The following is an 18,974-nucleotide window of genomic DNA, read 5'->3' on the forward strand; positions in this document are numbered from 1 at the left end:
GAGTGAGATCTTCGGCCGCTTCAGGTCATCGAAAGCCGCAGCGGGATCAAGAGCACCCCACCCGGCCCTCCCCTTCGCCTGCGGCGAAAGGGAGGGGGCAAAGCGCCTTGCCGCGAGTATCAGCACATGCTGCGGATGGCTCGAGGCTCGAGGCTCGAGGCTCGAGGCTCGAGGCTCGAGGCTCGAGGCTCGAGGCTTGAGGCTTGAGGCTTGAGGCTTGAGGCTGTGGCCCCCTCCCTTGCGCGCAGCGCAGGGGAGCTCGAAGTCGCGGCTAGCGACTGAGGGGGAGGGGTCGGGGCTTTCCCGGCCAAGCGTCAGAGGCTCCACCGTCGTTCCCGCGAAAGCGGGAGCCCATCGGCTTTCAGCAGAAATCTGAGAACCGATCTTCCGCTTACGGGAGAGCGGCAGGAAGTTGCCACGGGAGCGGAGGCGCCGCCAGCCGCTGGTAGCGTCGCATGCCCCCGAACGCAGCCACACGGCGTGGCACTGTCCGACTAATCGTCGAACAACGCCTGGATCGCCGCCAACCCCGCCTTCGCGCGCTCCTGCTTGTGCGCGGCATCGGCCACCGGGTCGGCGCCGTCGCGCTGCAGTTCGGCTGCGGGCAGCTCATCGAGGAAGCGGCTGGGCTGCAGGCGCACCAGTTCGCGGAACTTGCGCGTGGTGCGGCTGTGGCTCAGGTACAGGCCTTCCTTGGCGCGGGTGATGCCCACGTACATCAGCCGGCGCTCCTCCTCCAGCGAGCCTTCCTCCAGCGCGGTCTCGTGCGGCAGCACGCCGTCCTCGCAGCCGACGATGAACACGTAGCGGAACTCCAGCCCCTTGGCCGCGTGCAGGGTCATCATCCGCACCTGGTTGCCGCCGTCGTCCTTGTCGTTGCGCGACAGCAGCGCCAGCTGTGCGGCCAGGTCGCCCGCGCTGGCGCCGCGCGGCCCGCCGCCGAACCAGTCCGCCAGCTCCTCCAGGTTGGCCTTGCGCCGCTGGAACGAGGCCTCGTCCTTGGACTGCACGCGCAGGTCGGCCAGCAGGCCCGAGCGTTCGGCCAGCAGCCGCACCAGATCGGCCGCCGAGGTGCGCGGCGCCTGCTCGCGCAGGCCGCGCACGGCGTCGTTGAAGCTGGCCAGGCCGTTGGCCGCGCGCGGCGGCAGCGCCTGCAGCGCGCCGGTGATCTCGGCCACGCGCGCCATCGGCAGGTGGCGCTGCTGGGCCATCTCGGCCAGGCGCGCCAGCGAGGTCGCGCCGACCTCGCGCTTGGGGTTCTGCACCGCGCGCAGGAACGCCGCATCGTCGTCGGGATTGGCCACCAGGCGCAGCCAGCTCAGCGCGTCCTTGACCTCCTGCCGGTCCAGGAACGCGGTGCCGCCGGTGAGATGGTAGGGGATGCGCAGCAGCTGCAGCGCCTTCTCCAGCACGCGCGACTGGAAATTGCCGCGGAACAGGATGCAGAACTCGCTCCAGGGCACCTGCTTGGCCGCCTGCAGGAAGGCGATCTCCGCGGCGACCTTCTCCGCCTCGTGGTCGTTGTCGCGGCATTCCCAGACGCGGATGCGTTCGCCGTCGGCCTGATCGGACCACAGCTGCTTGAGATGCTCGTGCGGATTGCGCGCGATCAGCGCGTTGGCCGCGCGCAGCACGCGGTTGGAGCAGCGGTAGTTCTGCTCCAGCTTGACGATCTCCAGCTGCGGATAGTCGCGGCCCATCTGCAGCAGGTTCTCCGGGTTGGCGCCGCGCCAGGCGTAGATGCTCTGGTCGTCGTCGCCCACGCAGGTGAAGTCGCCGCGCGGCCCGGCGATGGCCTTGAGCAGGCGGTACTGCGCGTCGTTGGTGTCCTGGCACTCGTCCACCAGCAGGTAGCCGATGCGCTCGCGCCAGGCCGCGGTGATCTCGGCGTTGCTTTCCAGGATCTGCACCGGCAGCCGGATCAGGTCGTCGAAATCCACCGCGTTGAAGCTCGCCAGCCGCGCCTGGTAGCGCGCGTACAGGGCCGCGGCCTCGGCCTCGCGCGGGCTCTTGGCCAGCTCGGCGGCGGCCTCGGGCGACAGGCCCTGGTTCTTGGCGCGCGAGACCAGCGACTTCATCTGTTCGATCGCGTCCGGCTTGGCGCCCGGCATCAGGTCCTTGATCTGCGCGGCCGAATCGTCGGCGTCGAAGATCGAGAAGTTGCGCTTCAGCCCGGCCGCGGCGTGCTCGATCTGCAGGAACTTCAGCCCCAGGGCGTGGAAGGTGCAGATGGTCAGGCCCTCGGCCGCATCGCCCTTGACTCGCTTGGCCAGGCGCTCGCGCATTTCCTTGGCCGACTTGTTGGTGAAGGTGATCGCCGCGATGCGCTTGGCGGGCATGCGCCGGGAGGCGATCAGGTGCGCGATCTTCTCGATGATCACGCGCGTCTTGCCGCTGCCCGCGCCGGCCAGCACAAGCAGCGGGCCATGGACATGCAGCACCGCGGCGCGCTGCGGGGGGTTGAGGAAATCCATGGGCCAGGGACGAGTGGAGAGGGAACGAGAAACGGGGAGGGCGGGAGCGTTCCCGCTGCGAGTATTCTCTCATCCCTTGAGGCGCGACCGTTGTCACGCGTTCCTCGTTCCTTCCCACTCCTTCCCCGCCTCATGGCCAAGCTCTACTTCTATTACTCGGCAATGAACGCCGGCAAGACCACCACGCTGCTGCAGTCGGCGCACAACTACCGCGAGCGCGGGATGCGGGTGCTGATCCTGACGCCGCGGCTGGACGATCGCGCCGGCACCGGCGTGGTGGCCTCGCGCATCGGCCTGCGCGCGGAGGGCACGGCCTTCACCGCCGCCGACGACCTGCTGGCGGTGGTCGATGCGGACATCGCCGCCCATGGCGCGCTGCACTGCGTGCTGGTGGACGAGGCGCAGTTCCTCAGCCGCGCGCAGGTCTGGCAGCTCAGCGAGGTGGTCGACCAGCGCGGCATCCCGGTGCTGTGCTACGGCCTGCGCACGGATTTCCGCGGCGAGCTGTTCGAAGGAAGCCAGGCGCTGCTGGCCTGGGCCGACGAGCTCGGCGAGATCAAGACCATCTGCCACACCGGCGCCAAGGCCACCATGACCGTGCGCGTGGACGGCCAGGGCCGCGTGGTACAGGACGGGCCGCAGGTGGAGATCGGCGGCAACGAGTCCTACGTCTCGGTCAGCCGCGCCGAATACAAGAAGATCACCCGCGGCGAGTCGTCCATGCAGCCGCTGCAGGCGCCGCTGCCGCTGCCCAGGTAAGGCGCTAGCGGTTGCGCGCCAGCAGGCGCGCGTTGCAGGCCTGGGCGATGTGGTCGATCTCGCGCACCAGCGTGCCGCCCTCGGGCTGGGCGCCGTGCAGTTCGTTCTGCAGCGCCTTGAGGTCGGACGCCGGGGCGGGCGCGGCGCTGCCGCAGCGGGATTCGGCCAGGTAGGCGCGGGCGCGCCAGACCAGGCGCTGGGTCTCGCTGGTGTCGATGGGCAACTGCGCCAGGCGCGCCATCGTCGCCTGCGCCGGCGCGAGCTGGCCGAGCCGGGCCTGGTTGCGCGCCTGCGCCAGTTCGGCGGCGCGCTGGCGCAGCGGCATGGCCGTCTTTCCGGTGCTCAGCCGCACGGCGCTGTCGAACCACGGCGCGGCCTGGTCCGGCGTTCCGGCGTCGGCCAGCGCCTGGCCGATCATGCGGTCGGCCTCGCCGACGATCTCCGACTCCGCACCGTAGCGGGCGACACGCAGCCGCCGGCTCTCCTGGAACGCGCGCAGCGCCTGCTCGGGCTGGCCGGCGGCCAGCTGCGCCAGGCCGAGGTTGAACAGCCCGCCGTGCAGCAGCCCTTCGTTGCCCGGCGCGCGCCAGATCGCGATGGCGCGCGCGATGTCGGCCAGTGCCTGGGCGCTGTCGCCGCGTTCCATGGCGATGATGCCCAGGCTGTTCCAGGCCAGGCCGGTGCGGCGATGCTGCGGGCCGAGCTGCTGCTGCACGCCGGTGAGCAGGGTGCGCGCCTGGCGTTCGGCCTGCGCGTAGCGGCCGCGGTCCACGTCCAGCGCCATCAGATTGGCGCGCAGGTGGCCCACGGTCGGATGCCGGGGGTCGTAGAACGCGGTGGCCAGGTCCAGCGCGCGCTGGAAGCTGGCCTGCGCCGCGTCGGTCTCCCCGCGCAGGCGCTGGGCCGCGCCGAAGCCGCGCAGGACGTCGATCTCCAGCGCGGTGTCGGGCTGGTCGCGCAGCTGCGTCAGCGCCTGCCGGTACAGCGCGAACGCCGCCGGCTCGTCGCCGCGGTCGGTCGCGGTCTGCGCCAGGTCGAGCAGGCTCTGGGCCTGGTTGGTCGGCCGTTCGATCAGCTGCTGCCGCGCGAGCACCTGCTCGAACAGCGCCCTGGCCTCGTCGGGCCTGTCGACCTGGCGCAGGCAACGCGCGTACTGGGACAGGAAGTCGTTGGCCATGGTCTGTTCGACCCCGCGGCGCGACTGGGCCAGCGGTTGCAGCGGGCCCAGCAGCGACACGCATTCGGCGCCGCGGTCCAGCAGCGCCAGCGCGCGGCCGCGCTGGGTGGCCAGCTGCAGGCGCAGCTGCGCGGGCGGGTCCGGCGTGGCGGCCAGCAGCGCCTGGCCACGCGCGAGCAGGGCCAGCGCCTGCTCGTAGTCGCCCAGGCCCAGACGCAGGCGGCCGACCACCGCCAGCAGTTCGGCATGCGCCAGCGGCTGGCCGGCCAGTTCGCGCTCGCCGCGCGCGGCGCCGGCCTCCAGCAGCTTGCGCGTGTCCACCGCCTCGCCGCGCGGGGCCGCGCCGGTGTTGTCGAACAGGCCGATCACGAAGTCCTGCATCGCCTGCGCGCGCTGCGCCTCGCGCATGGCCTCGCGCGCCTGGCGCAGGCTGATCGCCGCCGCGCCGACCAGCACGCAGATCGCCAGCGCGGCGGCCATCAGCCACCAGCGTCGGCGCGTGGCGTACTTGCCCAGCCGGTAGGCCAGGCTCTGTCGCCGCGCCTGCACCGGCAGGCCCTGCAGGTGCCGGCCCAGGTCGGCCGAAAGCGCTTCGACCGAGGGGTAGCGCTCCTCCGGACGCTTGGCCAGCGCCTTGAGCACGATGCGGTCCAGGTCGCCGCGCAGGCGCCGCGCCTGGCGGCGCGCGTCCAGGCCGACCTCGCCGGTCTCGCCCGCGCCCAGCACGCGCTGCGAGGGGCGCGGCGGGTCCACCGCGACGATGGCCTGCTCCCACTGCAGCGGGTTGTCGCCGCGCAGCCGGTAGGGTTTGTGGCCGGTCAGCATCTCGTACAGCACCACGCCCAGGGCGTAGACGTCGGTGCGGGTGGTGACCGGTTCGCCGCGGACCTGCTCGGGCGCGGCGTAGTGCAGGGTGAAGGCGCGCAGCTCCGTCCTGGCCACCGCGCCGTCGGGCGTGTCGAGCAGCTTGGCGATGCCGAAGTCCAGCAGCCGGGCCTGGCCGTGCGCGGTGACCAGGATGTTGGAGGGCTTGAGGTCGCGGTGCACGATCAGGTTGGCGTGCGCGTGGCTGACCGCCTGGCAGACCTGGCGGAACAGCGCCAGGCGCGCCTCCAGCGCCTGCCCGTGCTGGCGGCAGTAGTCGGTGATCGGCAGGCCCTCGACGTACTCCAGCGCCAGGTAGGGCTGGCCCTGGTCGCCGACGCCGGCATCGAGCAGGCGGCCGATGTGCGGATGCTCCAGCCGCGCCAGGATGTCGCGCTCGCGCGAGAAGCGCAGGCGCAGGCGGTGGTCGGCGAAGCCCGGGTGCAGCAGCTTCAGCGCCACGCGCCGCTGGTAGCCGCCCTCGGCGCGCCTGGCGCGCCAGACCATGCCCATGCCGCCTTCGCCCAGCAGGTGCTCCAGCACGTAGGGGCCGATGCGCGTGCCCGGGCGCAGGCTCGGCTGCGGCTCGTGCAGCGGCGGCGGGAAGCTGTCGCCGGCGCCCTGGTCCAGCGCCAGCAGCGCGGCCAGCTCGTCGGCCAGCGCCGGATCGTGCTGCCGGTGGCGCGCCAGCGCCTGCTCCCGCTCCTCCGGACCCATGTCCAGCAGCAGGTCCAGCAGGGGCGACAGGCGCTGCCAGCGCGCGGAATCCATGGTCGCCGCGCCCGCGCTACGCGTCCTGCATCGCGGCCAGCAGGAACAGCCGCGCCTTCTGCCAGTCGCGGCGCACGCTGCGCTCAGAGCGCTGCATCAGTTCGGCGATCTCCAGCTCGGACAGGCCGCCGAAGTAGCGCATCTCCACCACCTTGGCCAGGCGCGGGTCGGCGTCGTCCAGCCGTTCCAGCGCGGCGTTGAGCGCCAGGGTGGTCTCGTCCAGGCGCAGCAGGTTGCTTTCCACGTCCTCGGGGATCTCGGCCACGCGCTTGAGGTCGCCGCCGCGCTTGCGCGCCAGCCGGCTGCGCGCGTAGTCCACCACCACCGAGCGCATTGCCGAGGCGGCGTAGGCGAAGAAATGCGCGCGGTCGTCGAAATGGGCCGCGCCCTGGGCGCCGAGCAGCTTCAGGTAGGACTCGTGCACCAGCGCGGTGGCGTCCAGCGTGTGGCCCTGCTGGCCGGCCAGCTGGCGCCGCGCCATGCCATGCAGTTCCTGGTAGAGCGTGGACAGCACGCGGTCCAGCGCGCCGCGGTCGCCGCCGCGCGCCGAATCCAGCAGCAGGGTGATATCGGTCCCGCCTTCCATGCATCGACTTCCGCGTCGAGCCGCCCGTCACCCGACTATATCCGCTGGAATCGGGATCGCCAGCGCAGAATGTCCGTTACTTTCTCCCGCTAGCGCTGGCAGTGCGGGCACCACACCGTAGTGCGCTGGCCGACCTGTTCCACCTTGAGCGCCCGGTCGCAGCGCTTGCAGGGCTGGCCCTGGCGGCCGTAGACCCACAGCTCCTGTTCGAAGTACCCCGGCGCGCCATCGGGGCTGATGAAATCGCGCAGCGTGGTGCCGCCTCGGGTGATGGCGTAGGCCAGGATGGCCTTGATCGCCGCGGCCAGGGCCTCGTAGCGCTCGCGCGAGACCTTGCCGGCCGCGCGCAGCGGGTGGATGCCGGCGTTGAACAGGCTCTCGGCCGCGTAGATGTTGCCCACGCCGACCACGATGCGCTGATCCATCAGGAAGGCCTTCACCGGCGCGCTGCGGCCTCGGCTGCGCGCGAACAGGTAGGCGCCGTCGAAGTCCTCCGCCAGCGGCTCGGGCCCCAGCCCCTGCAGCAGCGGATGCACGCTGCCCGGCTCCTGCCACAGCAGGCTGCCGAAGCGGCGCGGGTCGTTGAAGCGCAGCACCCGGCCGCCGTCCAGGGCCAGGTCGACGTGGTCGTGCGCCTTCACCGGCGTGGCCGCCGGCAGCACGCGCAGGCTGCCGCTCATCCCCAGGTGCAGCAGCGCGCTGCCGGCCTGGGTGTCCAGCAGCAGGTACTTGGCGCGGCGGCGTACCGCGTCGATGCGCGCGCCGGGCAGATGCGTGCGCACCTGCGGCGGGATCGGCCAGCGCAGGTCGTCGCGCCGTTGCAGCACCGCGCGCACCACCGCGCCCTCCAGGTGCGGGGCCAGGCCGCGGCGCGTGGTTTCGACTTCGGGCAGTTCGGGCATGGCGGGGTGCGCGAAGGGCGGGGCTAGGCAAGATGGGTCTGGAACCCGCCCGCGGCAAGCCTGCCGCTCAGCCGGCGATGGCCCGGTACACGGCGCCGTCGCGCTGCACGCGCACCGGCGCGCCGTAGGCCTGCGACAGCCGCTCCGCGGTCAGCACCTCCGCGCGCGGGCCGTCGGCCAGGATGCGGCCCTCGCGCATCAGCACGACGCGGTCGATCTCCGGCACGATTTCCTCCAGGTGGTGGGTCACCAGCACCAGGGTCACGCCCTGCCGCGCCAGCTCGCCCATCAGCGCGCAGAACTGCTGCTGGGCGACCACGTCCAGCCCGGCGGTGGGCTCGTCCAGCAGCAGCGCCTGCGGCCGATGGACCAGCGCGCGGGCGATCAGCACCCGGCGCATCTGGCCGGTGGACAGTTCGGCCACTGGCCGTCCGGACAGGGCCTGCGCGCCGACCCGCGCCAGCGCCTCGGCCGCGCGGGCGCGCATCGGCGCGGTGACTTCCTGGTCGATCGGCAGGACGAAGCTGGAGAAGAACCCGGTCACCACCGCATCGTCCACGCCCAGCTGCGGCATGTCCTGCAGCAGGGCGGTGGCGTCGGAGGTGACCACGCCCAGGCGCGTGCGCAGCTGGGCCACGTTCCAGCGGCTCTGGCCGAACACGCGCACCGGCGCCTCGCCCTCGCGCGCCAGCGGATAGAGCTCGCGGTTGATCAGCTTGATGAAGGTCGACTTGCCGCAGCCGTTGGGGCCCAGCAGCGCGACGTGTTGACCGAGCTGGATGCGCAGGTCCAGGTCCTCCAGCACGGGCGTGCCGCCGCGCACCACGGTGGCGCGGTCCAGTTCGATCAAGGGCTCGGAAAACGGCGTTGAATCTGACGATGCTGACATAAGGCGGGCGCTGCGCCGGCGGGGCTGAACGCCATACGCGGGCGACGGGTGAAGTTTGCGGGGGCAGCCTGCATTATGGACGCCAGCGGTGGGCGTGTTGCCTGCGCTTCGGTATCCCTGGAGGGGGAACCCATGCATCCGTCCCTGATCGACTTCCTGACCGGCGGCCTGACCCGGTTCTCCTGGTGGGAGCTGGCCCTGGTGCTGCTGGTGTGCACCCAGCTGACCATCTTCTCGGTCACCCTGTACCTGCATCGCAGCCAGGCCCACCGCGGCGTGGACTTCCATCCGGTGCTGAACCATTTCTTCCGCTTCTGGACGTGGTTGACCACCTCGATGATCACCAAGGAGTGGGTGGCGATCCATCGCAAGCACCACGCCAAGGTCGAGACCGAGGAAGACCCGCACAGCCCGCAGACGCGCGGCATCGGCAAGGTGTTCTGGGAGGGCGTGGAGCTGTACCGCGAGGCGCGCTGGAACCGGGCCGACATCGAGCAATACGGCCGTGGCGCGCCGGAGGACTGGCTCGAGCGCCACCTCTACACCCCGCGCGCCAACTGGGGCCCGATCGTGCTGGGCGTTGCCTACGTGGTGCTGTTCGGCCTGCCGGGCGTGGCGATGTGGGCGATCCAGATGGCGTGGATCCCGTTCTGGGCCGCCGGCGTGGTCAACGGCCTGGGCCACTGGTGGGGCTATCGCAATTTCGAATCGGCCGACACCTCGACCAACCTGACGCCGTGGGCGTTCTGGATCGGCGGTGAGGAGCTGCACAACAACCATCACGCCTTCCCGAGCTCGGCGCGCTTCGCGATGCGCCGCTTCGAGTTCGACATCGGCTGGGCCGCGATCAAGGGCCTGGAGGCGTTGCGCCTGGCCAAGGTGCTGCGCGTGGCGCCGCGCCTGGACATCCGTCCCAACATCGCCGTGCCGGACGCCGACACGCTCAAGGCGCTGCTCTCGCACCGCTTCCAGGCCATGACCGACTACCAGCGCAACGTGTTCCGCCCGGTGCTGGCCGAGGAGGCCTCCATTGCCGGTCAGAAGCTGCGCCAGCTGCTGCCGCGCCGCCTGCGCCGCGGGCTGGTCGACGACGGGCGCTGGCTCAAACCCGACGCGCGCGACGCGCTGCAGCACTGGATCGCCCAGCGTCCGCGCATGGCCGCCCTGGTCGAACACCGCAAGCGCCTGGCCGCCCTGCTCGAGGCCCGCTCGCACGACGCGGCCGAGCGCCTGCGCCAGCTGCAGGCCTGGTGCAGGGAGGCCGAGGAAAGCGGCATCGCCTCGCTGCAGGCCTATTCGCAGCGGCTCAAGGGCTACGCGCTGGCGCACTGATCGGGAAGCCGAGCCGGATGCCAGGTCTGGGCGTCGGGGCGCTGCGCCTCATCCCCGCGAAGGCGGGGATCCCGTGGCGTTCCCGCGCCTCCCACCTCGCGCACGCACGGCGTCCGGATCGCGCCACAGCTGCGACACTGCCGCCATGACTCGAAGCCGCGTGATGCACGCCCCCCTGGCCGCCGCGCTGGCGCTGGCCTGCGTCCCTGGCGCGTACGGCCAGCAGCCGGCCGGCACGGCCGACTACCTGGCGCGCATGGACAGCGACCACGATGGCCGGGTCAGCGTCGAGGAGTACGTGGCCTGGATGACCTACGCCTTCGACGAACGCGACGCCAACCATGACGGCGTGCTCGAAGGCGCCGAGCTGCCCGGCAGCCGCGGCAAGCCGGTCACGCGCGCGGCGCTGGTGCAGCAGTTGCGCGCGCGCTTCGCCCGGCAGGACCGCAATCACGATGGTTTTCTCGACGCGCGGGAGCTGGCTGCGCCGCCGCAGTAGAAACCTGGAGGCGCGCGACACGCGACACCTTACGAAGCGCGAGGCGCCTGGAGGTGAGGCGCTGCGCCTTGCGCGGGCTTCCGGCCCGCTTTCTTTCGTCGCACACAATCCCGCCGTCCGAGCCAGTGCGCGCTGCGATAATGCGCAGCCCTGAAACACGCGCACGGCGGTGATCGATGTGGTGGCTTGCCCTGGCGGTGCTGTGCAGCGTGGCGGTATCGGTCCTGTTCCGCCTGGCGCCGCGCTGGCGGCTGGATGTGCCGCAGGCGGTGACCTGGAACTACCTGGCCGGCGTGCTGCTGGCGCTGGGCCTGCTGCATCCGCCGCTGCAGGCGCTGGCCGGCGAACACGCGCCGTGGCGCTGGTGGCTGCCGCTGGGCCTGCTGTTGCCGGGGCTGTTCCTGGTGCTGGCCGCCTCGGTGCGTCGCGCCGGCGTGGTGCGCACCGACATCGCCCAGCGCCTGTCGCTGCTGCTCTCGCTGATCGCCGCCTTCACCCTGTTCGGCCAGCGCGCCAGTGCGGCACAGCTGCTCGGCCTGGCGCTGGGGCTGCTGGCCATCCCCTGCCTGCTGGCGCGTCCGCGCGGCGGTCACACGCCGGCCACGTCCGAATGGCGCCTGCCGCTGGTGGTGCTGGTGGGCTGGGCGACCACCGACGTGCTGTTCAAGCGCATCGCCGCCGACGGCGCGCCGCTGTCGGCCTCGCTGCTGGCGACCTTCGCCGTGGCCTTCGTGCCGATGCTGGGCTGGCAGCTGTGGCGGCATGCGCGCGGCGTCCGGCTGCAGTGGCGCAGCTTCGTCGGCGGACTGGCGCTGGGCGCGCTGAACTTCGCCAACATCGGCTTCTACCTGGCCGCGCACCGCGCGCTGCCGCAGGCACCGGCGACGGTCTTCGCGGCGATGAACATCGGCGTGGTGCTGCTCGGTACGGCGGTGGGCGTGGGCGTGTTCGGTGAACGCTTGGGCCGGCTGAACCTGCTCGCCATCCCGCTGGCGCTGGCCTCCATCGTCCTGATCAGCCGCGGCATGGGCTGATCGCCCCGCGCTGCCAGCGCTTGGTTGGCGCGGACCAGCGCAGCGCGCGTGCGCATCGGGCAACGCGATCCCCCGAAAGAGGGAAGGGCCACCACACCGATCGTGGGTGGACGCCTTGGCAGCGGCGTTCGAGGATGCGGGGACGCAGCGCCGCCGCGCCGGCTTTGGCATCCGTGACGATTGCGCCCGTTCCGCACGGCGTTGGGCCCACCTGGCGTCGCGGCCGATGCACCGATGTTTCTCCCGCTGGAGCATGCCCCCCATGAAGCCTCGCCTACCGCTGCTGGCCATCGCCCTCATCGCCCTGACCGCGTCGTGGGTGCCGCCAGCGCGGGCCGGAGCAGAGGCCCGCGCGCCCGCGGCCGACACCTCCTACGCCGTGGGTCCGCAGTACGACTCCACCCACGTCTACGTCCAGGCGGAGGACTTCGACCGGTTCGTGCGCAGCTTCGTGGCCACCTTCGGCGGGACGGCCGGCAAGCAGGCCGTCGTCCAGGTCACGCCGACCCCGAGCCAGACGCTGTCCCAGCTGGTGCTCTCGCCGGTCGGTACGCTGTCGGTGTTCGGGTTCAAGACGCCGATCCCGTCCCCCTTCGGCGCCGAACGCACCGGCTACCTGGTCACCGACATCGACGCGGCCACCGCCGCCGCCGTCTCGCTCGGCGCCACGCGTCTGGTCGAGACCTTCCCCGATCCGATCGGGCGCGACGTGGTCCTGCAGTGGGCCGGCGGGGTCAACATGCAGTTCTACTGGCATACCGCGCCGCCGTCCTACGCCGCGCTTGCCAGCGTGCCGGAAAACCGCGTCTACCTGACCGCCGACGCGGCCGATGCCTTCATCAGGCAATGGCTTGCGTTCTCGCGCGGGCGGATCGTGTCGGACGAGGCCGCGGCCAGCGGAACGGAGATCGGCCGCCCCGAGGCCAAGGTGCGGCGCGTGCTGATGCAGTCCGGGTACGGCAAGGTGCTGGTGCTGGTCTCCGACGGGCATCTGGCGTGGCCGCATGGCCGGGAGTTGACCGGCTACGAGGTGCAGGATCTGGACGCCACGCTGGGCCGCGCCCGCGATGCCGGCGGCGAGGTGTTGGCAGGCCCGTACGCGGTCGGCAGCCGGCGCGCGGCGATGCTGCGTTTCCCCGGGGGCTATATCGCGGAAGTCCACCAGCCCTGAAGACCGGCGTTTCGCGGCGGAGCCGATGGGCCACGGCATCTGGCGCCCCATCGGCAGGGGACGCCTGGCCGATCCGGCGGCCCGCCCATCGCGCCCCTAATTGACATCGAGGGGTTGACACCTCCTGTACTGTTACTAAGTAACACAAGGAGAAGTCGCCATGAAACTGTCCTCAACCCAGGCCGCCGACGCCTCGGCCATCGGCCTGTCGATGCTGTGCCTGGCCCACTGCCTGCTGCTGCCCGTGCTGGCGGCGCTGTTGCCGGTGTTCGGCGCCTGGGCGCATGCCGAATGGGTCCACATCGTGTTTGTGGCCATCGCCGCGCCGCTGGCCGGCTTCGCGCTTTGGCGTGCGCATCGTGCCCGCCCGCTCCCCTGGCCGCTGGTGACGCTGGCCGCGCTGGGCCTGGCCGGGCTGCTCGCCGGCGCGGTCGGCTGGCCCTCGCACGAGGCCGAGACGCCGGTGACCGTGGCCGGCAGCCTGCTGCTGGCCAGTGCGCATGTCTGGAACTGGCGCCGCCGCCCGCACGCGCCGCCGTGCGAGGCCTGCAACTGAGTCTGCGCGGCCTCGGCGGCCGCGCGCTCATCCGCTAGAGATCGAACCCCAGCAGCATCGGGTCATGGTCCGAGCTGCGCCACGGGCCGGGCGTGGCGTCCCGCGCGTCGCCGCGCGGCTCGGGCTCGTCGGCGTTGACGTGCCATTCGACCGCGCCGCGCAGCAGCGGCGCCAGCGCCGGCGAGAGCAGGGCGTGGTCCAGCCGCCCGCGCTGGCCGTCGTAGACATAGCTGTAGGGCGCCGCCACGTGGGCCGCGGCGAAGGCGTCGGCCCAGCCGGCCTGGCGCAGCGTGCGCAGCGGCGGTTCCTGCGCATAGGCATTGAGGTCGCCGACGATCAGCGCGCGGGTCGCGCCGGTGCCGGTGGGGTCCGACTTGAGCCAGGCGTCCACGCGCCTGGCTGACTCGTTGCGCGTCGCATTCCAGCAGCCGGCGCCGTCGTGCGCATCGGCCTCGGCGCCGCTGGCCTCGCCGCAGCCCTTGGACTTGAAGTGGTTGGCCGCGACCACGAACAGCGCTCCGTCGCCGCGGCGGAAGGCCTGCGCCAGCGGCACGCGGCTGTGCTCGACGAACGGGCCGCCTTCCAACGTGACTGGCTTGCCCACCGGCGTGACCCGCGAGGCGCGATAGATCAGGCCGACCCGGATCGGGTTGTCGCCCGGGCCGCTGCCGGCATCGATGTAGCGCCAGTCGCCGCCGCTGGCGTTGAGCGCCTCTACGAACTGTGCCAGCGAGGACTGCGGCCCGTAGCCGTCGTTCTCCAGCTCCATCAGCGCGGCGATGTCGGCGCGCAGCGGCGTGAGCGTGGCCACCAGCCTGGCGACCTGGGCGCGGTATTCGGCCTCGGTTTTGGCGCCGCGCTTGGTCGGGAAGCCGCCGCCCGCGCCGTCGCCGTTGAAGAGGTTCTCCAGGTTGAACACCGCGATCCTGACGCTGCCCGGCACGTCCGGCGCCGCCGGGCGCGCGGCCGCCTGCACCTGCAGCGGCGTCAGCGCCTGCAGGCGCCAGGCGCCGTGGCGGAAGTCGACCACCCCACTCGCGCCGGTCGCGATCGAACCGCTGCGCACCGCGCCACCCGGCAGATAGGGCAGCACTGCCGGATCGCGCGCATCGCTGCCATCGTCCAGCAGCAGGCGGCGATGCGCGTTGTCCGCCGCGAGCGCGGCATAGCCGGGGGTGCCGGGCACCTCGCGTTCGGACGGCGTCCACAGCGGCCCGCCGAAGCTGGCGATGGTCTGGCCATAGCGGGTGTCGGTGCCGTTCAGCGTCAGCGGCGCGTCGATGCGCACGCGCATGCCTTCCAGCGCGGCCCAGTCGGACGGAGGGGCGGTCAGCACGACCGGCGCGGGTGTGGCGATCGTCGGGCCAAGCGCCTTGGCGTCGGCCAGCTGCAGCGTGGTCAGGGTGTGCGGGCTATCGCCGGTCTCCGCTACGGTGCCCGTGAGCTGCCAGCGCTGGCCAGCGTGGATGTCCGGCAGCGGGGCGCCCGCGCCGGCCACGACCCACAGCGCATCTGAGGTCGACGCATCGCCGTCGCCGGCGTCCTGCACGAAGAAGCCCTGGAGCCCTGCGCGCAGGTCCGCAGTCACCGTGCCGGCGACCGTGACGGTCTGGCCCACCAGCGCACTGCGCGCCTGCTGGCCCTGCACCTGACCGATCGGCAGCGGCGCCTCTCCGGCGTAGGCGGGCAACCCGCAGCACAGCCCCAGCGCGGAGGACAGCAGCAGAGGACGGATCGAAGGCATGCGGGATTTCCGTAAGACGCGAACGAAGAGGGCGTTGAACGCAAAAACGCCGCCCGAAGGCGGCGTTCCCGGCCAGGCATTGTGCCTGCGCGATTACTTCGATTGTTCGAGCATCCAGTCGACGGTGGCGTGGATCTGCGCCTCGCTCAGCCCGGGGTTGCCGCCCTTGGGCGGCATCACCCCGCCGTCCGGGCCGGTGAAGCCCTCGATGGCGTGCTTGTAGAGCGTCTCCTTGCCCTTGGCCAGGCGCGCGCCGAAGCCGGCGGCGTTGAGCATCGGCGCATTGCCGATGCCGGCGGTATGGCAGGCGGTGCATAGCTGGTCGAAGATGGTCTTGCCGTCCAGCGTGCCGCCGTAGGCGCCCTGCGCGGCGGCGGCGGCTTCGGCGGCCGCCTTGGCCGCGGCCTGGGCCGCCGCACCGGTGGCGCCGGCATAGACCGCGCCGACCGGCGCGATGCGCGCCTGGGTCTGCTTGGCCGCCACTGGCGAGACCTCGGCCGGAATGACCGTGGACAGGAAGAACGCGCCGATGATCAGGCCGACGGTGACCACGGCCAGGATGCCGATCACCATCGAAAAGCGCTTGAGGAACTCCAGGTCGTGATTGCGCACAGTCCACCTTTGGCAGCGCCGTCGCCGGCGTGGCTGAAAACACTCGTCGGTTGTTGCGAATGTTCCGGACGTGGGGGTGACCGGGATGCCGCACCGGCGAACCGGGCGGCGGGGGGATTATAAGCAGGCCCGTCGGGTGGGAGCGAGGAGTGAGTCATTGCGGCGAGGACCGGGCAAGGCAGCGATCCGGCTTTCGCTCACTCCGCTCCGCGCACGCCTGGCCTCAAGGGCACCAGTAGGTCTGCACCGGCGTGCCGGCGGCACGCAGCATCACCGCGATCGGCGGCGGGCTCTGGGCGGCCAGCGCCTCGCGCAGGGTGCGCGCCTTCTGCTCGCCCTCGATGTGCAGGTACAGGTGCCGGGCGGCGGCCAGCACCGGCAGGGTCAGGGTGATGCGCGCCTCGCCGGCGGCGGTGGCGTGCATGGGCAGCACGCGCGCGGTGCCGGCCGGGTCCAGCGCCTGGGCCAGGAAGTCGCCGCCGGGGAAGAACGAGGCGGTATGCCCGTCGGTGCCCATGCCCAGCACGGCCACGTCCAGCGGCAGGGTCTGCGCCAGTTCGGCCTCCAGCTCGGGCAGGGCGGCCTCGGGGCCGTCGTCGTAGCTGCGGTACAGCGGCACGAAGCGCGCCACCGCCGCCGCGCCGTACATCAGGTGCTGGCGCACCAGCGCGGCATTGGAGCGGGCGTTGGACTCGTCCACCCAGCGCTCGTCGACCAGGGTGATGGTGACCTGCTTCCACGGCAGCGGCTGCTCGGCCAGCGCCTGGAAGAAGCGCACCGGCGTGGTGCCGCCGGACAAGGCCACGGTGGCGCGGCCGCGCTCGGCCAGAGCCGCGCGCAGGTCGTCGGCCACCTGCGCGGCCAGCGCCTGCGCCAGCGCATCGTGGTCGGGCCAGGCGTGGACCTGGGTGATGCGCTCGTCGATCTGCAGGTTCACGTGCCGGCGTCCTCGTGCCAGGTGCGGCCATCGCGCTCGATCAGCGCCACGGCGGCGTTGGGGCCCCACGAGCCGGCGGTGTACGACTTGGGCGCCTCGGGCAACTGCTCCCAGGCATCCAGGATCGGGTCGATCCAGGCCCAGGCCGCCTCGACCTCGTCGCGGCGCATGAACAGCGACTGGTTGCCGCGCACCACGTCCATCAGCAGGCGCTCGTAGGCCTCCGGCTGATGCACGCCGAAGGCCTCGGCGAAGCTCATGTCCAGCGGCACGTACTTCATGCGCAGCCCGCCCGGGCCCGGGTCCTTGATCATCAGCCACAGCTTGACGCCTTCGTCCGGCTGCAGGCGCAGCACCAGGCGGTTGGGCTGGGCCGGGCCGACGCTGGCGTCGAAGATCGAATGCGGCACCGGGCGGAAGGCCACCACGATCTCAGACACGCGCTCGGGCAGGCGCTTGCCGGTGCGCAGGTAGAACGGCACCCCGGCCCAGCGCCAGTTGGACACCTCGGCCTTGATCGCCACGAAGGTTTCGGTGCGCGAATCGTTGCGGCCCAGTTCGTCGAGGTAACCCGGCACGGCCGCGCCGCCCGAGGCGCCGGCGCGGTACTGGCCGCGCACGGTGACGTGGCCCACCTCGGCGGCGGTGATCGGCTTGAGCGAGCGCAGCACCTTGAGCTTCTCATCGCGCAGCGCGTTGGCCTGCAGCGTGGCCGGCGGCTCCATGGCCACCATGCACAGCAGCTGCAGCAGATGGTTCTGGACCATGTCGCGCAGCGCGCCGGAGGTGTCGTAGTAGCCGGCGCGCTTCTCCAGGCCCACGGTCTCGGCGACAGTGATCTGCACGTGGTCGATGCGGTTGGCGTTCCACAGCGGCTCGAACAGGATGTTGGCGAAGCGCAGCGCCAGCAGGTTCTGCACCGTCTCCTTGCCCAGGTAATGGTCGATGCGGAAGATCTGGTGCTCGGAGAACACCGCGCCGACCGCGTCGTTGATCGCCGCGGCGCTGGCCGAGTCCTTGCCGATCGGCTTCTCCAGGACCACGCGGGCGTTGCCGTCGTTCAGGCCGGCATCGCGCAGGCGCGTGCACAGGTCCACGAACAGGCTCGGGCTGGTGGACAGGTAGAACACGCGGATGCGGTCGGGCCCGGTCTGGGTGAGCAGGGCGCCGAACTCGTCCCAGCCCTCGTCCTTGGTCGCGTCCAGCGGGCGGTAGTCCAGCAGCTGCAGGAAGGCGGGGATCCGCGCGCGCAGCAGCGGATCGTCGCTGGCGACCTTCTCCAGCGCCTCGCCTACGCGGGTGCGGTAGTCGGCGCCGGTCTGCGGATCGCGCGCCACGCCGATGATGCGGCTGTCCTGCGGGATCTGGCCGTCGGCATAGCGGCGCAGCAGGCCGGGCAGCAGCTTGCGCAGGGCCAGGTCACCGGTGCCGCCGAAGATCACCAGGTCGAAGCTGTCTACGGGTACGGTCTTGGCGCTCACGGTGAAGCCTTGTCAGGAAGCAGGAGATCGCCGCAGACGATACCACCGCCCTACCACGCGGCCCAGCCCTGCGCATGAATGGGCGAGTGAGGGTCGCGCGATTGCACTCATGGTATCGCATTGGTATTTTCGCGGCATGCTGTCCGCCATCGCCACCGAATACGCCCGCCTGCAGCAGGCCGAGACCAGCCGCACGCTGGCCTATCTGCGCCTGCGCCGCGCCCTGCAGCACCTCATCGACACCGGCGTGCTCGGGCCCGGCCACGGCCTGCCCAGCGAGCGCGACCTGGCCACTGGTCTGCAGCTCTCGCGCGTGACCGTGCGCAAGGCGCTGTCCGGGCTGATCGACCAGGGCCTGCTGAGCCAGCGCCAGGGCGCGGGCACCTTCGTGTCCGAGCGGATCGTGCGCAGCTTCTCGCGCCTGACCAGCTTCACCGACGACCTGCGCGAACGCGGGCTGGACCCGCAGGTGACCTTCCTCGAGCGCGGCATCGGCGGGGTCACCCCGGAAGAAGCGATGGCCCTGAACCTCTCGCCCGGCAGCGGCGTGGTGCGCCTGTACCGCCTGCGCCACGTCGATGGCGCGCCGATCGCGGCCGAACGCACGCTGGTACCGCACAGCCTGCTGCCCGATCCCGAGCGCATCGGCGCGTCGCTGTACGAGGCGCTGGACGCCTATGGCCACCGCCCGCGCCGCGCGCTGCAGCGCCTGCGCGCGGTCGCGCTGGAGCGCGAAGCCGCCGCGCTGCTGCAGCTGGAGCCCGGCGCGCCCGGTCTGCTGGTCGAGCGCCGCGCCTTCCTCGCCGACGGACGCGTGGTCGAGTTCACCCGCTCGTTCTATCGCGGCGACGCCTATGACTTCGTGGCCGAACTGCAGAGCGACTGAGGCATCCGCCCAGCGGCGGCGTCACTCCTGCGTGCCGGCGCCGACCGGCAGCGGGCTGCGCTGGCCGATGGACAGCAGCCGCTGCGCGTCCACGCCGACCTCGTCGAAGATCGCATCGATCCGTTCGATCGCATAGCGCGCCTGGGCCGCATCGTCCACGTGCGCCAGGATCGCCGAGGCATCGGCCGCGCAGGCGTCGAAGAAGGCCTGGTCCAGGGGCAGTGCGCGGCCGTCGGCCACCTTGTCGTGCAGGGCATGCAGTTGCTGGTCGAGTTGCTCCTGGCGCATCGAGGGCCTCCG

General features: G+C 71.9%; 17 protein-coding genes. 7 read left to right on the forward strand and 10 right to left on the reverse strand.

Annotation, left to right across the window (positions count from 1 at the left end):
* Window positions 1-494 precede the first annotated feature (494 nt).
* A complete protein-coding gene (locus tag LAJ50_RS01040; RefSeq protein ID WP_138651366.1) occupies window positions 495-2,474 on the reverse strand; it encodes a UvrD-helicase domain-containing protein in 1,980 nt (659 codons plus the stop codon).
* 132 nt (window positions 2,475-2,606) lie between these two features.
* Between LAJ50_RS01040 and LAJ50_RS01045 the strand changes: the two genes are divergently transcribed.
* Window positions 2,607-3,233, forward strand: a complete 627-nt coding sequence (locus LAJ50_RS01045) for a thymidine kinase (RefSeq protein WP_138651365.1) — start codon at window positions 2,607-2,609, stop codon at window positions 3,231-3,233.
* A gap of 4 nt (window positions 3,234-3,237) precedes the next feature.
* Here the strand turns inward: LAJ50_RS01045 and LAJ50_RS01050 are convergent, their stop codons facing one another.
* From LAJ50_RS01050 to LAJ50_RS01065, 4 genes are all read right to left on the reverse strand, one after another.
* Window positions 3,238-6,045 carry a serine/threonine-protein kinase gene (locus tag LAJ50_RS01050; protein WP_138651364.1) on the reverse strand — a complete coding sequence of 936 codons (2,808 nt, stop codon included), beginning with the start codon at window positions 6,043-6,045 and terminating at the stop codon, window positions 3,238-3,240.
* Window positions 6,046-6,061: 16 nt separating this feature from the next.
* On the reverse strand, window positions 6,062-6,631 hold the full coding sequence (locus LAJ50_RS01055; RefSeq protein ID WP_130551232.1) for an ECF-type sigma factor: 570 nt from the start codon (window positions 6,629-6,631) through the stop codon (window positions 6,062-6,064).
* Window positions 6,632-6,720: 89 nt separating this feature from the next.
* A complete protein-coding gene (gene mutM / locus LAJ50_RS01060) occupies window positions 6,721-7,533 on the reverse strand; it encodes a bifunctional DNA-formamidopyrimidine glycosylase/DNA-(apurinic or apyrimidinic site) lyase (protein ID WP_138651363.1) in 813 nt (270 codons plus the stop codon).
* A 67-nt stretch (window positions 7,534-7,600) separates the two neighbouring features.
* Entirely contained in the window at window positions 7,601-8,422 is an 822-nt protein-coding gene (locus LAJ50_RS01065) for an ATP-binding cassette domain-containing protein (protein ID WP_138651362.1), read from the reverse strand.
* A 132-nt stretch (window positions 8,423-8,554) separates the two neighbouring features.
* Here LAJ50_RS01065 and LAJ50_RS01070 point away from each other — a divergent pair, with 132 nt between their 5' ends.
* From LAJ50_RS01070 to LAJ50_RS01090, 5 genes are all read left to right on the forward strand, one after another.
* On the forward strand, window positions 8,555-9,754 hold the full coding sequence (locus LAJ50_RS01070) for a fatty acid desaturase (protein ID WP_138651361.1): 1,200 nt from the start codon (window positions 8,555-8,557) through the stop codon (window positions 9,752-9,754).
* A 163-nt stretch (window positions 9,755-9,917) separates the two neighbouring features.
* A complete protein-coding gene (locus tag LAJ50_RS01075) occupies window positions 9,918-10,253 on the forward strand; it encodes a hypothetical protein (protein ID WP_224096426.1) in 336 nt (111 codons plus the stop codon).
* A gap of 176 nt (window positions 10,254-10,429) precedes the next feature.
* A complete protein-coding gene (locus LAJ50_RS01080) occupies window positions 10,430-11,287 on the forward strand; it encodes an EamA family transporter (protein WP_138651359.1) in 858 nt (285 codons plus the stop codon).
* 262 nt (window positions 11,288-11,549) lie between these two features.
* Window positions 11,550-12,458, forward strand: a complete 909-nt coding sequence (locus tag LAJ50_RS01085; RefSeq protein ID WP_138651358.1) for a glyoxalase — start codon at window positions 11,550-11,552, stop codon at window positions 12,456-12,458.
* Window positions 12,459-12,618: 160 nt separating this feature from the next.
* Window positions 12,619-13,014, forward strand: a complete 396-nt coding sequence (locus LAJ50_RS01090; RefSeq protein WP_138651357.1) for a MerC domain-containing protein — start codon at window positions 12,619-12,621, stop codon at window positions 13,012-13,014.
* A 34-nt stretch (window positions 13,015-13,048) separates the two neighbouring features.
* On the opposite strand, the gene LAJ50_RS01095 is transcribed toward LAJ50_RS01090, so the two are convergent.
* The 4 genes from LAJ50_RS01095 to zwf all read right to left on the reverse strand — a co-directional run bounded on the left by LAJ50_RS01095 (window position 13,049) and on the right by zwf (window position 17,788).
* Window positions 13,049-14,758, reverse strand: coding sequence for an ExeM/NucH family extracellular endonuclease (locus tag LAJ50_RS01095; RefSeq protein WP_138651356.1), 1,710 nt, complete (start codon window positions 14,756-14,758; stop codon window positions 13,049-13,051).
* 93 nt (window positions 14,759-14,851) lie between these two features.
* Window positions 14,852-15,370, reverse strand: a complete 519-nt coding sequence (locus LAJ50_RS01100; protein WP_130551223.1) for a c-type cytochrome — start codon at window positions 15,368-15,370, stop codon at window positions 14,852-14,854.
* A 223-nt stretch (window positions 15,371-15,593) separates the two neighbouring features.
* Window positions 15,594-16,307 (reverse strand): 6-phosphogluconolactonase, encoded by a 714-nt coding sequence (gene pgl / locus LAJ50_RS01105; RefSeq protein WP_130551222.1) that lies wholly within the window; start codon window positions 16,305-16,307, stop codon window positions 15,594-15,596.
* A complete protein-coding gene (gene zwf, locus LAJ50_RS01110) occupies window positions 16,304-17,788 on the reverse strand; it encodes a glucose-6-phosphate dehydrogenase (protein ID WP_130551221.1) in 1,485 nt (494 codons plus the stop codon). Before zwf ends, pgl begins: the two co-directional genes overlap by 4 nt.
* Before the next feature lie 136 nt (window positions 17,789-17,924).
* Between zwf and LAJ50_RS01115 the strand changes: the two genes are divergently transcribed.
* On the forward strand, window positions 17,925-18,674 hold the full coding sequence (locus LAJ50_RS01115; protein ID WP_138651355.1) for a GntR family transcriptional regulator: 750 nt from the start codon (window positions 17,925-17,927) through the stop codon (window positions 18,672-18,674).
* Between the two features lie 21 nt (window positions 18,675-18,695).
* On the opposite strand, the gene LAJ50_RS01120 is transcribed toward LAJ50_RS01115, so the two are convergent.
* Window positions 18,696-18,962 carry a hypothetical protein gene (locus LAJ50_RS01120; protein WP_138651354.1) on the reverse strand — a complete coding sequence of 89 codons (267 nt, stop codon included), beginning with the start codon at window positions 18,960-18,962 and terminating at the stop codon, window positions 18,696-18,698.
* Window positions 18,963-18,974 lie beyond the last annotated feature (12 nt).

This window comes from Pseudoxanthomonas sp. X-1 (assembly GCF_020042665.1).
Classification (GTDB): Bacteria; Pseudomonadota; Gammaproteobacteria; order Xanthomonadales; family Xanthomonadaceae; genus Pseudoxanthomonas_A; species Pseudoxanthomonas_A spadix_A.